Source organism: Kribbella sp. NPDC020701, assembly GCF_055562215.1.
Genome location: NZ_JBVHFT010000002.1, coordinates 530,873 through 545,770 on the forward strand (window position 1 = coordinate 530,873; position 14,898 = coordinate 545,770).

At 68.9% G+C, this 14,898-nt stretch carries 16 protein-coding genes; 6 read left to right on the forward strand and 10 right to left on the reverse strand.

The window, feature by feature from the left end; all coding sequences use genetic code 11:
• The first annotated feature begins 115 nt into the window (after window positions 1–115).
• Complete coding sequence (locus tag ACZ3HV_RS06050) at window positions 116–1,117, forward strand: LacI family DNA-binding transcriptional regulator (RefSeq protein ID WP_465681393.1); 1,002 nt, start codon at window positions 116–118, stop codon at window positions 1,115–1,117.
• On the opposite strand, the gene ACZ3HV_RS06055 is transcribed toward ACZ3HV_RS06050, so the two are convergent.
• The 3 genes from ACZ3HV_RS06055 to ACZ3HV_RS06065 all read right to left on the reverse strand — a co-directional run bounded on the left by ACZ3HV_RS06055 (window position 1,114) and on the right by ACZ3HV_RS06065 (window position 3,194).
• Window positions 1,114–1,500, reverse strand: a complete 387-nt coding sequence (locus ACZ3HV_RS06055; protein WP_465681395.1) for a M14 family zinc carboxypeptidase — start codon at window positions 1,498–1,500, stop codon at window positions 1,114–1,116. The two genes, ACZ3HV_RS06050 and ACZ3HV_RS06055, sit on opposite strands and share 4 nt — an antisense overlap.
• Complete coding sequence (locus ACZ3HV_RS06060; RefSeq protein WP_465681397.1) at window positions 1,407–1,898, reverse strand: M14 family zinc carboxypeptidase; 492 nt, start codon at window positions 1,896–1,898, stop codon at window positions 1,407–1,409. The genes ACZ3HV_RS06055 and ACZ3HV_RS06060 overlap by 94 nt, the downstream gene beginning before the upstream one ends.
• Before the next feature lie 150 nt (window positions 1,899–2,048).
• Window positions 2,049–3,194, reverse strand: coding sequence for an FAD-dependent oxidoreductase (locus tag ACZ3HV_RS06065; protein WP_465681399.1), 1,146 nt, complete (start codon window positions 3,192–3,194; stop codon window positions 2,049–2,051).
• 94 nt (window positions 3,195–3,288) lie between these two features.
• Here ACZ3HV_RS06065 and ACZ3HV_RS06070 point away from each other — a divergent pair, with 94 nt between their 5' ends.
• Window positions 3,289–3,849 (forward strand): TetR/AcrR family transcriptional regulator, encoded by a 561-nt coding sequence (locus tag ACZ3HV_RS06070; RefSeq protein ID WP_465681400.1) that lies wholly within the window; start codon window positions 3,289–3,291, stop codon window positions 3,847–3,849.
• Here the strand turns inward: ACZ3HV_RS06070 and ACZ3HV_RS06075 are convergent.
• From ACZ3HV_RS06075 to ACZ3HV_RS06085, 3 genes are all read right to left on the reverse strand, one after another.
• Window positions 3,816–4,607 carry a sugar phosphate isomerase/epimerase family protein gene (locus ACZ3HV_RS06075; RefSeq protein ID WP_465681402.1) on the reverse strand — a complete coding sequence of 264 codons (792 nt, stop codon included), beginning with the start codon at window positions 4,605–4,607 and terminating at the stop codon, window positions 3,816–3,818. The two genes, ACZ3HV_RS06070 and ACZ3HV_RS06075, sit on opposite strands and share 34 nt — an antisense overlap.
• A 12-nt stretch (window positions 4,608–4,619) precedes the next feature.
• On the reverse strand, window positions 4,620–6,782 hold the full coding sequence (locus ACZ3HV_RS06080; RefSeq protein ID WP_465681404.1) for a DUF4328 domain-containing protein: 2,163 nt from the start codon (window positions 6,780–6,782) through the stop codon (window positions 4,620–4,622).
• 205 nt (window positions 6,783–6,987) lie between these two features.
• Entirely contained in the window at window positions 6,988–7,713 is a 726-nt protein-coding gene (locus ACZ3HV_RS06085) for a DUF4328 domain-containing protein (RefSeq protein ID WP_465681406.1), read from the reverse strand.
• A gap of 110 nt (window positions 7,714–7,823) precedes the next feature.
• On the opposite strand from ACZ3HV_RS06085, the gene ACZ3HV_RS06090 reads away from it, so the two are divergent.
• Both ACZ3HV_RS06090 and ACZ3HV_RS06095 read left to right on the forward strand, forming a co-directional pair.
• Window positions 7,824–8,297 (forward strand): methylated-DNA--[protein]-cysteine S-methyltransferase, encoded by a 474-nt coding sequence (locus ACZ3HV_RS06090; protein ID WP_465681408.1) that lies wholly within the window; start codon window positions 7,824–7,826, stop codon window positions 8,295–8,297.
• A gap of 176 nt (window positions 8,298–8,473) precedes the next feature.
• The gene (locus ACZ3HV_RS06095) at window positions 8,474–8,800 is read left to right on the forward strand and encodes a hypothetical protein (RefSeq protein ID WP_465681410.1); all 327 of its coding nucleotides are present in this window, start codon (window positions 8,474–8,476) and stop codon (window positions 8,798–8,800) included.
• Between the two features lie 100 nt (window positions 8,801–8,900).
• On the opposite strand, the gene ACZ3HV_RS06100 is transcribed toward ACZ3HV_RS06095, so the two are convergent.
• Window positions 8,901–9,731 (reverse strand): hypothetical protein, encoded by an 831-nt coding sequence (locus ACZ3HV_RS06100; RefSeq protein ID WP_465681412.1) that lies wholly within the window; start codon window positions 9,729–9,731, stop codon window positions 8,901–8,903.
• 221 nt (window positions 9,732–9,952) lie between these two features.
• Between ACZ3HV_RS06100 and ACZ3HV_RS06105 the strand changes: the two genes are divergently transcribed.
• Together ACZ3HV_RS06105 and ACZ3HV_RS06110 are read left to right on the forward strand one after the other, a co-directional pair.
• Window positions 9,953–10,510, forward strand: coding sequence for a peptidylprolyl isomerase (locus tag ACZ3HV_RS06105; protein ID WP_465681414.1), 558 nt, complete (start codon window positions 9,953–9,955; stop codon window positions 10,508–10,510).
• Window positions 10,511–10,565: 55 nt separating this feature from the next.
• The gene (locus tag ACZ3HV_RS06110; RefSeq protein ID WP_465681416.1) at window positions 10,566–11,306 is read left to right on the forward strand and encodes a rhomboid family intramembrane serine protease; all 741 of its coding nucleotides are present in this window, start codon (window positions 10,566–10,568) and stop codon (window positions 11,304–11,306) included.
• Between the two features lie 197 nt (window positions 11,307–11,503).
• Here ACZ3HV_RS06110 and ACZ3HV_RS06115 read toward each other — a convergent pair whose 3' ends face one another.
• Genes ACZ3HV_RS06115 through ACZ3HV_RS06125 form a run of 3 tightly spaced genes read right to left on the reverse strand, consistent with a single transcriptional unit; the run spans window position 11,504 to window position 14,853 of the window.
• Complete coding sequence (locus ACZ3HV_RS06115) at window positions 11,504–12,535, reverse strand: S-adenosylmethionine:tRNA ribosyltransferase-isomerase (protein WP_465681418.1); 1,032 nt, start codon at window positions 12,533–12,535, stop codon at window positions 11,504–11,506.
• Complete coding sequence (locus ACZ3HV_RS06120; protein ID WP_465681420.1) at window positions 12,532–13,251, reverse strand: SDR family NAD(P)-dependent oxidoreductase; 720 nt, start codon at window positions 13,249–13,251, stop codon at window positions 12,532–12,534. Before ACZ3HV_RS06120 ends, ACZ3HV_RS06115 begins: the two co-directional genes overlap by 4 nt.
• 33 nt (window positions 13,252–13,284) lie before the next feature.
• Window positions 13,285–14,853: an FAD-binding oxidoreductase gene (locus ACZ3HV_RS06125; RefSeq protein ID WP_465681422.1), complete on the reverse strand. Its 1,569-nt coding sequence runs from the start codon at window positions 14,851–14,853 to the stop codon at window positions 13,285–13,287.
• Between the last annotated feature and the right edge of the window lie 45 nt (window positions 14,854–14,898).

Below are 14,898 nucleotides of genomic sequence, written 5' to 3' on the forward strand. Positions count from 1 at the left end.
AGAAGCCTTTACAACGTTTAACGTGGATGTCTACAACGATTGATAAGACCTGTAAAGGGCTGAGCCCGCATGGTCGTGGCACACTCAGGCTCAAGCCGGTGACAGGAGGTTGTGGATGACGACCAGGCTGAGCGATGTGGCGGCGCGGGCCGGGGTGTCGGTGAAGACCGTCTCCAACGTCATCAACGACTACCCGCACATCACCGCGCGGACCCGGGAAAAGGTCGAGGCCGCGATCGCCGCGCTGGATTACCGGCCCAACGTGAGCGCCCGGTCGCTGCGCAAGGGCCGGTCCGACTTCATCGCACTGGCCATCCCGGAGATGGCCTCGCCGTACTTCGCGGAGCTCGGCGCCGCGATCAGCCGGGCCGCGAAGCGCCGCGGCATCACCGTGCTGATCGATCAGACCGAGGGCGAGGCGGCCGCCGAGAAGCTGGTCCTGGACGGGATGCGCGGGCAGTTGATCGACGGCATCATCTTCTCCCCGATCACCACCGCGCCGGCCAAGATCATCGCCGCCGGCACCGGGAAGCCGCTGGTCCTGCTCGGCGAGCGCCCGGCCGGCGGCAGCTTCGACCACGTCGCGGTCGACTCGGTGCAGGCGTCGTACGACGCCACCAGCCACCTGATCTCGATCGGCCGGCGCCGGATCGCGGCCATCGGGGTCGGCGGCGGAGCCGGGACCGGCGCGGTCCGGCGGAAGGGGTACCGCAAGGCACTGAAGGCGGCCGGCCTGCCACATGACCCGGCACTCGAGTTGGCCGGCACCGGCTATCACCGCCCGGACGGTGCGGCCTCGATGCGCGAACTGCTCGCGTTGCCTGAGCCACCGGATGCGGTGTTCTGCTTCAACGACCTGCTCGCGCTCGGTGCGCTCCGCACCCTGGCCGACGCCGGGCTGTCGGTGCCGGGTGACGTCGCGGTCGTGGGCTTCGACGACATCGAGGACGGCCGCTTCCACGCGCCGTCGCTGACCACGATCTCGCCGGACAAGGAATGGCTGGCCGACAACGCGGTCAGCCTGCTGCTCGAGCGGATCGCCGGAACCGGTGAGGCCGCGCGCCGCGACCTCACCGTCCCGTACACGTTGGAGATCCGGGAGTCGACGGCCGGCTAGCAGGTGAGGTTCGCGGTCGCGGCCGCACCGCGGGCGACGGTGATAGGCCGGGTCTCCTGCACCTGTCCGGCGGGGTAACCGTTCTGCGCGGCCATCTGGTCGCCGAGCGCCTTATAGATGGACTCGTCCGGCGTGATCGGCGCACCGGCGTACCCGGGCTCGCGGAGGACGAGGTTCGAGTAGGTGTGGTTGGTGATCAGCGTGGTCACCTGATGCTGCGACACCAGCGCCTGGATGTTGCGTGACTCGGGCTCACTGAACGCGCTCGCACCGCGGTACGTCTCCGACGTCAGGCTGCTGGACGCACCGGGACCACCCCAGAAGCCGCGGAGTAATTGCGGTTCAGGTCGACACCACGGGACCGGTACGACGACTGTGCACACTGACCGGCGGTCGGGATCTGCCCGTTCGTGACCCGGCAGTTCTTCCGCTTCAGCTCGTACCCGAGCGAGCGGCTCAGGCTGAAGCCGTCCGGGTTCACCACCGGTACGACGATCACCCGCGACTTCTCGAGGATGTTGGTGATCCGCGTGTCGGTGCCGTCGTTCTTCAGCAGGTCGTAGGCGAACTCGATGGTCAGCTCACCCGACGGCCACTCCCGCGCGTGGTGCAGGCCGACCATCAGGAACACCGGCTTCCCGTCGCTGGTGCCGACGTCGTGGGTGATCTCGAGGCCGCGGATCGTCCGGCCCTCCAGCGACTTCTCCTTCAGCGTGAACAGCTTCGCCTTGGTCGGATACTGCTGCGCGAGACTGGCCAGGTCGTTGTCGTAGTCGGCCAACTGCCGGCGCGGCCTGCACTTGGCTCGCGGCGCCGGCGGCGAGCACTGCCGCCAGCGCGAGCGGAATGAAGCGGGTCCATCGAGTGGGGCGGAACACATGACCTCCAGTAGTCGAGTTGTTGCCTGCAGTAACTGGAGGGTAGAGGTCCGTCAGCGCTCTGGGAACCCCGCCAACTGCTTGGCGAACCCGGTCTGGGTCTTCTGCAGCTTGCCCGCCAGGCCGAGGACGGCGTTGCGGACCGGGCGGAGCGGCCGGGGGAGGTTGGCCAGCCGGGTCAGGCGGTGCGCCAGTGCGATCACCCGGACGGCCTCCGCGCGACTGTTCGCGGCGTACGCGTCGAGATCCGACTCGTTGCCGGCGGTCAGCGCCACCGACAGCGCGTCGGCCAGGGTCATCGCGTCCCGCAGCCCGAGGTTCATGCCCTGGCCACCGGCCGGGCTGTGGGTGTGGGCCGCGTCGCCGGCCAGCAGGACCCGACCGGCCCGGTACTCGTCGGCCACCCGCTCGTGGATCCGGAACCGCGATCCCCAGACGACCTCGGTCACCGTCGGCGAGGTTCGGCGCGGACCACGGGTGGCCAGCAACTGCTGCGCGTAGGCGAGGTCCGGGTGCTCGGGAGCGTCGTGCACCTCGGCGACCAGCCGGAAGGTGCCGTCCGGCAGTGGCGCGACCACGAGCAGCCCGGCGGCGGCGAAGTACAGCGCGACCTCGTCGACCGGCAGTCCGCCGTCGACGCGGACGTCGACCAGACTGCAGGACAGCTGCAGGGTGTTGCCTGGCATCCGCAGTCCGGCGAGCTCGCGGATCGTGCTGTTCATCCCGTCGGCGGCCACGACGTACCGGGCCTTGATCACGTCGCCGCTGTCCAGGGTGACCTCGGCGCCGTCCACGGTCTGGGTCAGGCCGGTCGCGGCGTACGGACGCAGCACCGTGCCGCCGAGCTCCTCGAGCCGCTCGAGCAGGACCTGCTCGGTGACCGACTGCGGAATCATCGTGATGAACGGGTAGTCGGTCGGCAGGTCGGCGAACCCGACCGGGACCAACCGGCTGTCGCCGTCGCGCACCGCGAAGTCCTCCAGCTCCAGGCCGAGCTCGACCAGCCGCTTGGTGACGCCGATCTGGTCCAGCATCTCCAGGGTCCGCGGGTGGATCACGCAGGCCCGCGAGGTGTTCGACCCCTCGGCCTGCCGGTCGATCACCACCACCGAGTGGCCGTGCAGCCGGAGCCCGGCCGCCACCGCCAGCCCGACCGGACCCGCACCCACCACCACGACGTCTGCATTCTGCGGAGTCATCGTCGCTCCTTCCTCAGGTTTATCAACGCTTGTTGACTTTTACTGTAGGAGCGCGATTGGCAAAAGTCAACAAGTGTTGGCATATGCTGGGGCCATGGCGGAGAAGAAGTCGGACCGGACCCGGGCGGCGATCCTCGCGGCGGCGCGGGAGCGGTTCGGCACGGACGGGTACGAGCGGGCCACGATCCGGGCGATCGCGGCCGACGCGGCGATCGATCCGGCGATGGTGATGCGGTACTACGGCAGCAAGGAGAAGCTGTTCGCGGCGGCGGCCGAGTTCGACGTCCGCCTGCCCGACTTCGGCGACGTCCCGACGGAGCGGCTGGGCGAGGCGATGGCCCGGCATCTGATCAACCGGTGGGAGGCCGACGACACGCTCCGGGTGTTGCTGCGGACGGCGGTGACCAACGAGGTCGCAGCTGAACGGATGCGCGAGGTGTTCGTCGGGCAGCTCGCGCCGACGCTGCGGAAGCTCGCGATCGACGAGCCGGCTGTCCGGGCCGGACTCGTCGCCACACAGGCGCTCGGCTTCGCGCTGTGCCGCTACATCCTCGAGCTCGCGCCGATCGTGAAGCTGCCGGCCGAGGACGCGATCGCGTGGCTCGGCCCGACGCTCACGCGCTACCTGACGGCGCCGTTACCCAGCCAGGAGTGAAGGGCGGGGAGAGCTTCTTCCAGCGGCGGAAGGTGGGGATGCCACTTGAGCTCCCATTCGAGCGAGACCGGGTAGTCGGTGCCGTCGAGGGTCTGCAGGAGCTCCTGGATCGGGAAGTCACCTGCCCCGATGGCGACCGGGCGGTAGTCCTGTCCGGAGTCGGCGTCCTTGACCTGGACCAGCTCGATCCACGGCTGCAGCAGATTGAAGGACTCGGCCAGGGTCTCGCCGTGCGACCAGGTATGGGAGCTGTCCCAGATGACCTTCACGTTGTGGCCGGGGACGTCGGTGTCGAGCAGCCCGCAGAGCGCGGCGACCTGGCGGCCGGCCGAATGCGAGTCGTGGGTTTCCAGCAGGATGGAGGCGTCCCTGGAGGCGGAGGTGACCCGGTCGAGGGCGCGGATCTCACCAGCGCTCGGGCCGTACGCCGTACCGTCGTCGATCGTGCTGGGGTCGTCGCCGGCGAAGACGCGGACGCCGCGCGCACCGAGGTCGGCGGCGAGCTCGAGGTGGGCCTCGAGCGGCTGGTCCTCGACCGCGCAGAGCTTGATGTAACTGCTCACCGTGAGGATCTCCAGGCCGGCGTCCTCGATCCGGGACCGCAGTTCACGCCGCTCCGCCGCGGTCAGGCCGGTGTGGGTGAACTCGTCCGGCGCGGCCCGCAGTTCGAGCCCGGAAATATCGTTGCCTTTGGCAAGCTCCAGGACCTGGTCCAGGGGCGCTCCGGGGCAACCGAGCGTCGCGAAAGCCAGATGCATACAGCTACCCGATCAGACCCAGCGCCGACGCGGGTGGGTCCGCGGCGTGTTGGGCTGCTCGGGTGCGGGCTGCTGCTGCTCGTAGGAGTACGGCGACTCTTGCTGGTACTCGGTCTGCTGCGGCTCCTCGTACTGCGAACCGTAGGACTCCGAAGCGTAGTTCGGGCTGTAGGTCTCGTAGGACTCGGTGCTGTTGTACTGCGAGCCGCTGTAGGAGTCGTACGACGACGAGTCGTAGCTGTTGTTGCTCGAGCCCGAGTAATCCGAGGTGTAGCCGTTGCTGTAGTCGGTCGGCTCGTAGCTGCTGCCCGCGGAGTACTCCGAGCTGTACGACGTCTGGTAGTCCGAGGGGGACTCGTACGACGTCTGGTAGTTGGAGTCGCCGTACGACGAGCTGCCATAGTCCGAGTTGTAGGTGCTGTAGCTCTCCGGCTGGTACGACGGCTCCGGGCCGTACGACGGCACCGGCGGCAGCGGCTTGGATGGGGTCAGGTAGTCGTCGTCCTGCCCGACGGCCGGAGCCGGCTCGTAGTAGCCGGAGGACGCCGACACGTGCGACGACGGCATCGAGTGCTCCGACGGCGAGTACACGGTGTGGTCCGCTGAGGCGCCGTACTGCGAGTACTCATCGTGCGAGGCGACCGTCGGCTGGATCGCCGACGGGCTGTCCACCGCGACCCGAGCGGCCCGGCGGCCTGCGCGCGCAACGGGCGCGGGCTCAGGCTCGGGTGCGGTCTCGACCTCCGGCGTGGAGGTCGACGTCAGGTAGTCCGGCGTCTCGTACGAGTACGGCTCCGAGTAGCTCGCGGCCCAGGACGGCTCGGCCGGCTGCTGCGGCTGCGGCTGGTACGAGTACGGGTCCGGCTCGACGACGGTCAGCGGCGGCGTCTCGTCCAGCCACCGGCTCGACGTGCTGGTCGACAGAGCGCCGTCGTCGGACCCGGAGCCGAGGTAGTCGTTCCAGGACGTCTTGGGAGCCTCGTACGTCGTCTCCTCGGCCGGCTTCTCGTCCTGCCAGGACTGGACCGGGCTGAACTGCTCGGTCGCCGGACCGTAGTCGTCGTTGTTGCCGGCGTCCTGCCAGCTCTCCACGACCGGAGCGAACGGGCTCCACTTCGGCGGCTCCTCCGCCTGGCGGTCGCCGGCGAACGCGGCGGGTGCCGCGGGAGCGCCGGGGAAACCGCCCGCGGCCGCACCGTCGCCCGGGAAGCCCTGCGGTGCCGGCATCGGGGCCTGCATCGGCGCCGTCATCGGAGCCGGAGCCGGAGCGAAGGGGCTCGGCGCCGGAGCCGGCGGCTGACCCACGCCGGCCATCTGGAACTCGGGCTGGCGCTCCAGCCGCCGCGTCGGCGCGGCGATCGGCTCGGAGATCGCCGGCTGCTCGTCGGTGTCGTCGTTCGCGTAGGTCGGGACCGCGGTGAGCTTCGGCTCGCTCTGGTCCCACCACGGCACCCACGCGCGGGTGGTCTGCATGTGGTTGATCTTGCGGATCACCATCGTGGCCGCGACCGCGGACACCACCGTCAGGACGAGCGAGGCCGTCCCGGCCAGGGCGATCCCGCGCAGCGACCCGACGGTCGCCTCCATCCACATCAGGAACCGGCGGACCACCACGTCGAACGCGAGAGCGCCGACCCAGGCGACCCACCACGCGGACGTGAGGGCCGGGGTCCTGAATCGGCGCAGGTCATCGGCGTACACAGGGGTCTTCGGATCGCTGGCGAGCCAGACGTCGTCGACAATCTGTTTCGGGTACCAGAGGTTCGGGCCGGGGCAGAACCAGCTGGCCAGCACCCAGCCGTGACTACGGCGGTGATCGGCCTGGCAGAAGACCTCGGAGTTGATCCGGGCCCGCCAGAGCCAGATCACGAAGACGACCGCGGCGGCAACCGAGATGACGACGTTCGGGACCGCGGTGACCTTGGCGATCGCGTCGGCGCGGTTCAGGTCCGCGTCATCGACGTTCGGCATCCCGCCGAGGTAGCGGTGGACGACGGAATACGTGTTCCAGTCGGACCAGGTGGAGAGCAGGTGAGTGACCGTCGACGCACCCAGCAAACCGATGGCGATCTTTCCGACCGTCCCGACCTGCTGGAACTCCTCGGCTGCGTGTGGCTGCCACTCTTCTTCATGGTCTTCAACTGCAGACAGAACTGATGGCTGCGGGTGGCTCACGTCTCGCGTCCCTCGCGTTGCTGGAACTCCGTCTGTTCGGCGTTTCGGCCAAATCCTGCCCCCGCATGACCGAGCCACATTGATACCACGAAGTAGGTACGCCACGGCAGTCGGCCCCAGCACGGAGGGTGTCGACTTAACGTGTTCTTTTCGTACGCCCATCACCACTGGTAACGAGCCATTGGACGGTGCGTGACGGGTTGGTTTACCGCGCAGGAGGTTGGTGTCTGCTCTGCGTTTGATCGAGTGCCCACCACGGCACCCACGGACGCTGCGTCTGGAGCTCGTCGATCCGCTCGATCAGGATCACCGCCAGCACCGCGGCCGCCGTGGTCGCCAGCGCCGAGATGCTGGACAGTACGACGTTCGTCCGCAGGTCACCGAGCTGCGTCGAGCCGGCCAGCACACCGCGCTGGACGATGTTGCCGGAGACGAGGCCGGCCACCCAGGTGAGCCACCAGACCCAGACCAGCCGGGTGCCGGGGATCTCCCGCAGGTTCTCGGTGAACGGGTCGGTCCGGGGGTCGCTGGCCGCGACGATGTCGTCGACGACCTGCTTGGGGTACCAGAGGTTCACCACCGGGCAGATCCAGCTGCCGAGCACCCAGCCACGGGTGAACCGGTGCTCGCCGCGGCAGAACATCTCCGCGTTCCACCGGACCCGCCACAGCCACACGATGAACACCACCGCGGCGGCCAGCAGAGCGAGCGCCGCGACGATGCCGAGCGAGCCCGAGATCAGGTCGGCCTCACCCAGCCGGTCCGGATCGTCGCCGTACCTCTTGAGGGTCTGGTAGGAGTACCAGTCCGACCAGGCCGTCGCCCAGGTGGTGACCGTGACGAGCCCGATCAGGATCGACGCGGCCAGGCCCATCGCCCGCTCGGAAGTGAACCAGCGATCCAGCGGCGGTTGCGGTGCCCGGCTCGGCATGGGATCAGGAATAGCACAACACCGCGTGACCGGGCGAGGACATCACGTCGCCATCGGTTCGTGGCGGATTTCCGCGAGAAACTGTCGGTGGCCGGCGCGAGGATGGGGTCATGCGCTGGTCAGTGATCGATTCACCCATCGGCGACCTGACGCTCGCGGTCGACGAGACCGGCTTGTGCCGGCTGCACTTCGGCGCGGCCGACCGGCCACTCGACGCCGACCCGCTGCTGACCGAGACGGCCGAGCAGCTGAAGGCGTACTTCGCCGGCGAACTCCAGGAGTTCACCGTGCCGCTGTCGGTCCGCGGCGGCTCCGACTTCGAGCGCGCCGTCTGGGCCCAGCTGCAGCGGATCCCGTACGGCGAGATGCAGACGTACGGCGAGGTCGCGAAGGTCGTCGGGGACGCGGGCGCGGCCCGGGCCGTCGGGGTCGCCTGCAACCGCAATCCGATCGCCATCGTGGTGCCCTGCCACCGGGTCGTCGGCGCCGGCGGCAAGATGGTCGGCTTCGGTGGCGGCATCCCGATCAAGCGGCATCTGCTCGAGCTCGAGGCCAGGGTCTCGATCGAGACGCTGTGGTCCTGACCGGTGTAACTGCCGGGGCACGCTGCGAAACCTGACGAAGATCTGACACCGGGATGGCGCATCTCAGCGCGCGTCGGGGGTTACCAGGGGACTACGGTTGCTAACAGCGATCGGATCGTCACGTTTGAAGCGAACGATTCAGCGGCCCTCCTACCTGCCCCCCGGAAGACGCATAGATGAACAAAGCACAGTCCACCGACCACCTCCATCCCGACCTGAGCGCTCTGATGGACAAGAGCGCCGAGGACTGGTCCGCCCCCGAGATCCAGGACGCCGCCCGTTCGGCGCTCCGGCTGCACGCGCCCGACCGCGAGCCGCTGACCTGGATCAAGCGGTTCAAGTTCGTCCCGTGGCTGCACCGCAACGACGCGGTCTGCCTGAACTGCGGCGGCACCTACCCGTGCATCACCCACCGGTACGCCACGCAACTGCTGTCGGCCGGCCGGTACACGATCGCCAAGCCGGATCACTCCGGCGCCGACCCCGAGCCGCAACCGACCTGACGTCGTACGCGCAAGGCGACGCCGCCGAAAAACGAAGGCCGCGAATCCCGGACGGGGTTCGCGGCCTTCGCCATTGCGGTGCTGTTACCGGGTGCTGCGGTCAGGAGTCGGTCGGCTTTGACTCGCTCGAGCCTGTCGACTTCCGGGTGGTGGTGGTCTTCTTCGCGGCCGGGCCGTTCGCGCTCGTGCCGGCCTTCACTTCGCCGTCCTTGGCGGCGGCCCCGGGCGTCTCGGCCTTTGGCGCCTCCGCCTTGGCGGTGTCGGTCTTCGGGCTGTCGGTTTTCGCGGACTCGGTCTTGCCGTTGGACTCCGTCTTGCCGTTGGCCGACGGGGTCTCCGGGCGTGCGGTCGCACCGGCCGGGGCGGAGCTGTAGTCGCGACCGCTGGTCGGGGTCGACTGCCAGGCCGGCTCCGGCGGGGTCAGCAGCTTCTTCACCGCTGCCGCGGCCAGGGCACCGAAGCCCAGGAACAGCACGACCTTGCGGAGCCGGTGGCTCTTCTTCTGCGGTACCTCGAGCTCACCCTTGAGCGCGGCCTTGGTGGCCTTGCCCCGGCGTGAGGTCTCCTCGACGACCGGCTCGGCGGCGGCCGCCAGCGACGCCAGCGCGGCGGTCACCTTCGGCAGCACGTCGTCGTTGAACCGCTCACGGGCCTTCTCCGCCGCGTGCTCGGTAGCCGGGCCGACCTTGGCGAGGGCGTCGTCGATCACCGGGCTGGCCTTCTCGACCGCGACTCCCGCGTAGTGAGCGCCGCGCTCCTTGGCCTTCTCGGCGTACGGCGACACCTTCTCCCGTGCGGTGCCCACGGCCGGCGCGAGGTGGTCACGGACCTGGCCGACGGCCGGTCCGAACTTCTCCGACGCCGTTTCGGCGAGTGGCCGGACTCGGTCCTTTGCGGTCTCGACCCGGCCCTTGGACTTCCTCAAACCCACGGTTCCCTCCTCGGTGCCGACCGCCCCGAAGGACGGACAGCATTCCCGCCCATCGGCGACATGGGCTCCTGATACGACTCTGGACAAATCCGGCTTCATCTGCATCGTACGACGTCACGAGCCGATAACCCTGTGCCCCACCTCTTCGAACCCACACATCACCCACCTGTGCACGTCTTCTTGGACGCCCATGACAGGATCGAGGGCGTAAGCCGTAACCGATGAGGAGTACTCCCGTGGCCGAAGAGCTGTACGCGACCCTGCAGACGACGAAGGGCGATGTCGTCATCAGGCTGTTCCCCAACCACGCACCGAAGACGGTGAGCAACTTCGTCGGCCTGGCCGAGGGCACCAAGGAGTGGACCGACCCGCAGACCGGGCAGACCGTCACCAAGCCGTTCTACGACGGCCTGACCTTCCACCGGGTGATCGACGGGTTCATGATCCAGGGCGGCTGCCCGCTCGGCACCGGCACCGGCTCGCCGGGCTACTCGTTCGACGACGAGATCCACCCGGAGCTGCAGTTCGACCGCCCGTACCTGCTGGCGATGGCGAACGCGGGCATCCAGTTCGGCCGCGGCACCAACGGCTCGCAGTTCTTCGTGACCGTCGTGCCGACGCCGCACCTGAACCGCAAGCACACGATCTTCGGCGAGGTCGCCGACGACGAGTCGAAGAAGGTCGTGGACGCGATTGCGACCGCGAAGACCGCGCCCGGCGACCGGCCGATCGAGCCGATCCTGGTCAACCACGTCGTCATCGAGCGCAAGAACAGCTGATCTTGTCGCGGGGCCGACGCGGCTCGGCCCCGCATGTCCAGGAGGACGCACCCGCGTGACCGACACCGTCTGCTACCGGCACCCGGATCGGCCCGCCGGGGTGCGCTGCCAGCGCTGTGACCGGCCGATCTGCCCGTCCTGCATGAACAGCGCCGCCGTCGGCTTCCAGTGCCCGAACTGCTTCAACGAGGGTGTGAAGTCGGTCCCGCGGACCCGGACGTCGCTCGGCGGCATCCAGCGCGGCAACCCGCAGGTCGTCACCCTCAGCCTGATGGCGATGAACGTGCTGGTCTTCATCGCCGTCCGGGCCGGCAGCAGCCGGATCGTCAACGATCTCGTCCTGGTCCCGGTACTGGTGGACAGCGAGCCGTGGCGGCTGCTCACATCGGCCTTCACCCACCTGCAGATCTTCCACATCTTCGCGAACCTGTTCATGCTCTACCAGCTCGGCCCGCCGCTGGAGCAGATGCTCGGCCGGCTGAGGTTCCTGGTCCTCTACCTGCTGTCCGCCCTCGGCGGCGGCGTCGCGGTGTGGCTGCTGTCCGCCCCCGGCTCGGCCACGCTCGGCGCGTCCGGCGCGGTCCTCGGGCTGATCGGCGCGCTGCTGGTTCTCCATCGCGCCCGCGGCCTCGACATCACCTGGATCCTCGGCTACGTCGCCATCACCGCCGTCCTGTCCTTCGTCGTCCCCAGCATCTCCTGGCAGGGCCACCTCGGCGGCTTCGTCACCGGCGCCGCCGTGGCCTGGATCTACCTCCAGATCAACAACCGCCGCCGCAACAAGACCCGCACCTGACGGTTCAATCTGCAACTAATCGGCCTAGGCCACAATTTCCGCTCGGTTCGATGAATGCGGATGACAGCGGGGCATGGATCCTCGTCTAATCAGGTGACGTCCCGACGGGGGACCCCAGTGGTTAGGACAGCTTGATGAGTCCACGTGCGGTGGAGAAGAGAGCGCGGCCCGGCAACGAAGGACATCGACCGGCGCCGTCAGCGAAGCAGCAGGCAGCTGTCGCCGAACTCGTGCCAGAGGTAGTGCTCGTCCAGAGCGGCGTCGTAGGCGCGCTGGACCGTGCTGCCTCCGACGACCGACTCCAGAAGAAGTAGATGCGAGGCCTCGGGTGCATGCATGCCGGTCACGAGGCCATCGACGAGGCGCACGGGGTGGTCCGGCCCGAGAACGAGGTCGGTCCAGCCGTGCGCGGCGGTGACCGAGCCATCTGGTGTGACGGCTGACTCGATGGCCCGGACCGCGGTGGTACCGACTGCGATCACGCGGCCGCCGTTGGACTTCACCCAGTTCACCAACCGGGCCGTGTGCGCGGGTACGTCGTACCGCTCGGGGAGAGGTGGTTCATGGCTCTCCAGCGATGACACCCCGCAGTGCAAGAGGATCGGCGCGATCAGTACGCCCTGCGACGCCAGGTGGCTCACCAGCTCGAAGCTGAACGGCCGCGCCGCACTGGGCATCTCCGCACTGCCAGGCTCACGGGCGAAGACGGTCTGGTACGACGCCAGCGGCCACCACTGACCGACGTACTTGTAACTGATCGGACGCCCGTACCGCTCGAGATAGCCGAGCACATCGCTCACTGGCGGCTTGGCACGCCACAGCCGGTTGGAGCCCGGTTGGTACGGCGACAGCAGTGTCAGTACGCCTTCCGGCACTTCCACGTGGTCGCCCGCCGTACCGCCGAACATCGGAGAGCCGCCGTTGCGCAACTCGATCACCCAGGTGCCGTCATCGAGCGCGGTAGAGAAGTGCACGACCACCGGTGCCACACCGGCCCCGGTGATCCACGAGCCGTCGATCGCCGCGGGCAGAGTGCCGGATGTGTTCACCAGCAGCAGGTCCCCCGGTCGGAGGTGCGCACCGATCCGGTCGAAGCGGGTGTGCGTGACGGTCGACCCCTCCGCGACCAGCAGCTTCACCTGATCCCGCGACAGCCCTCGGGCCTCCGGTGGTTCGGTGGCGTTCAGTGAATCGGGTAAGACGAATCTGGTGTTGGGGTGCACCCTCACGACGTCACCGCCGGCGCGAACTCCGCTGCCCGGTAACGACCACTATCCGGCCGACTGTCCAGCAACTGCAGGAACGCGGGTACGACGGTCGCCGGCTCAGGCCGGTCCGAGATGTCCTCACCGGGGAACGCGGCCTGGTGCATCGCCGTGCGCAGATCACCCGGATCGACGGCGTACACAGCCAGCGTCGGGTGCTCAGCGCCGAAGACGCGGGTCGCGTGATCCAGAGCAGCCTTGGCGGAGCCATAGCCACCCCAGGTCTCGTAGGCCTCGACCGCGGCGTCGGAACTGATGTTGAGCAGCACACCGGACGCGGTGGTGAGAGCCGGCAGCAGTGCTTGGGTCAGAGCGATCGGTGCGAGTACGTCGACCTCGTAGACGCGCCGCAGTTCGTCGAGGTCGGCCGCACCTAAGGGCTGCAGTGGACTCGGCCCGAGATAGCTCGCGTTGTTGATCAGCAGGTCGAGCCGACCGAGCTCGCTCACGGCGTCGGCCAGGTCGGCCCGGTGATCGGGGTCGGTGATGTCACCCGCGAGCGGGACCACGTCGGTATGGCTCGCCAGTGCGTCGGCCGCGTCCTTCAAGGCTTCGGCGCCGCGGGCATCGATCACCAGCGCCCAGCCGCGGTCAGCGAGTCCGTGGGCCAGCGCGAGCCCGAGGCCGGCGGACGCACCGGTGATCAGAGCGACAGGTCGGTCAGAGGGTTCAGGAGTCATGTCCGCACTCTCATACCTCAAGCCGACTTGAGGTCAAGAGCCTTCCAGCAAGATCCCGGGGTTGAGGACGGCGTGCGGGTCGAGGACGTGCTTGACCGCCTGAAGAGCTTCCACCGCGAGCGGGCCGATCTCGTCCGCGTAGGTCGCACGATGGTCGGTGCCGACGCCGTGGTGATGAGAGATCGTCGCGCCCACGGCCGCGATCGCCTGACTGGCGGCGGCTTTCGCCGTACGCCACTGCTGCACGGGCTCGTCGGTTTGGGCGGAGATGACGGTGAAGTACAGAGAGGCGCCGGTTTCGTAGACATGCGAGACGTGGCAGAGAACCAGCGGCGGCGTGCCTTGCTCGGTCAGCGACTTCACCAGCGATTCGGTCACGGCGGCCTTCAACGCCGGGATGCGAGACCAGAAAGCGGCGGTCTCCAACGTCTCGACCAGAGCGCCCTCGTCCAGCAAGGGATCGCGGAGGTACGGCGCCCGGTAGCGGCCGACTCGCCAGGTCTCACCCGGCCCCTCGCCGAGGTTCTGCCCACCGGCCGCGGTCAGGACCTCCGCGGTGCCGGAGTTGTACGGCCCGTCGAAGCCGACGATCGCCAGTACGCCGCTCGCCCCGCCGCCGAGCACATCCGGATCGGCCAGGTTCACCGCCGTCTCGGCCTCGTCGGACAACCGCAGGACGGTCGGCAACGGCCCGTCCTGGGCCAGTCGCCGGATCGCGGTCAGACCGGCCGCGAAGTTCTCGAACCGCCAGCCCTCGAAGTGCCGCTCGACCGGTCGCGGCCGAATCCGTACGACGACGGACGTGATGATCCCGAACGCACCCTCCGACCCGAGCACGAGCTGCCGCAGATCCGGTCCAGCCGCGGACATCGGCGCCCGGCCGAGCTCGATGGTGCCGCGCGTCGTGGCCAGCGTCAGGCCGACCACCATCTGGTCGAAGCGCCCGTACCCGGCCGAGGACTGCCCGCTCGACCGCGCGGCGGCGTACCCACCGATCGAAGCGCCTTCGTAGGACTGTGGGAAATGGCCGAGCGTGTAACCGCGGTCGGCGAGCAGAGCTTCGGCCGCCGGCCCCCGCACGCCGGCCTGCAGCGTCGCCGTCCGTGACACCTCGTCGAGCTCGAGCAGCTGGTCCAGCCGGCGGAGGTCGACGGTGACGAAGCGGCGATCCGGAGCGAGTCCACCGACCACCGACGTGCCACCGGAGTACGGGACGACCGCCAGGTCGTGCTCGGCGCAGCCTGCGAGGAGAGCGAGCACCTCGTCATGTGTCGCCGGGCAGACTACGGCGTCGGGCATGTCCGAGGTGTCACCGGCGCGATCACGGAGCAGGTCGGTCGTCGAGTAGCCGCGGGTGTGCGCCCACCGCGACTCCAGGTCGGAGGCGACGTGCTCGGCGCCGACCACCCCGGTGAGGAAGGCGAGCTGCTCCGGGGTCGCCCCCGGCACGACCGCCCCCGGCACGACCGGAGCTGGTGCAGGACGTCGTACGCCTAGGTGCTTGAGCGCGTCGACGGCCGCGGCGGGGAGGTCGACCGGGTGGGCGGGGTCGCCCCAACGGCCGGGCGTGAGTTGCACCACCGGAAGGTCCGACTCGGTCATCGTGGGCTGCCTTTCGGTGCGGCGGGGAGGTAGCGTCCGTGGGAG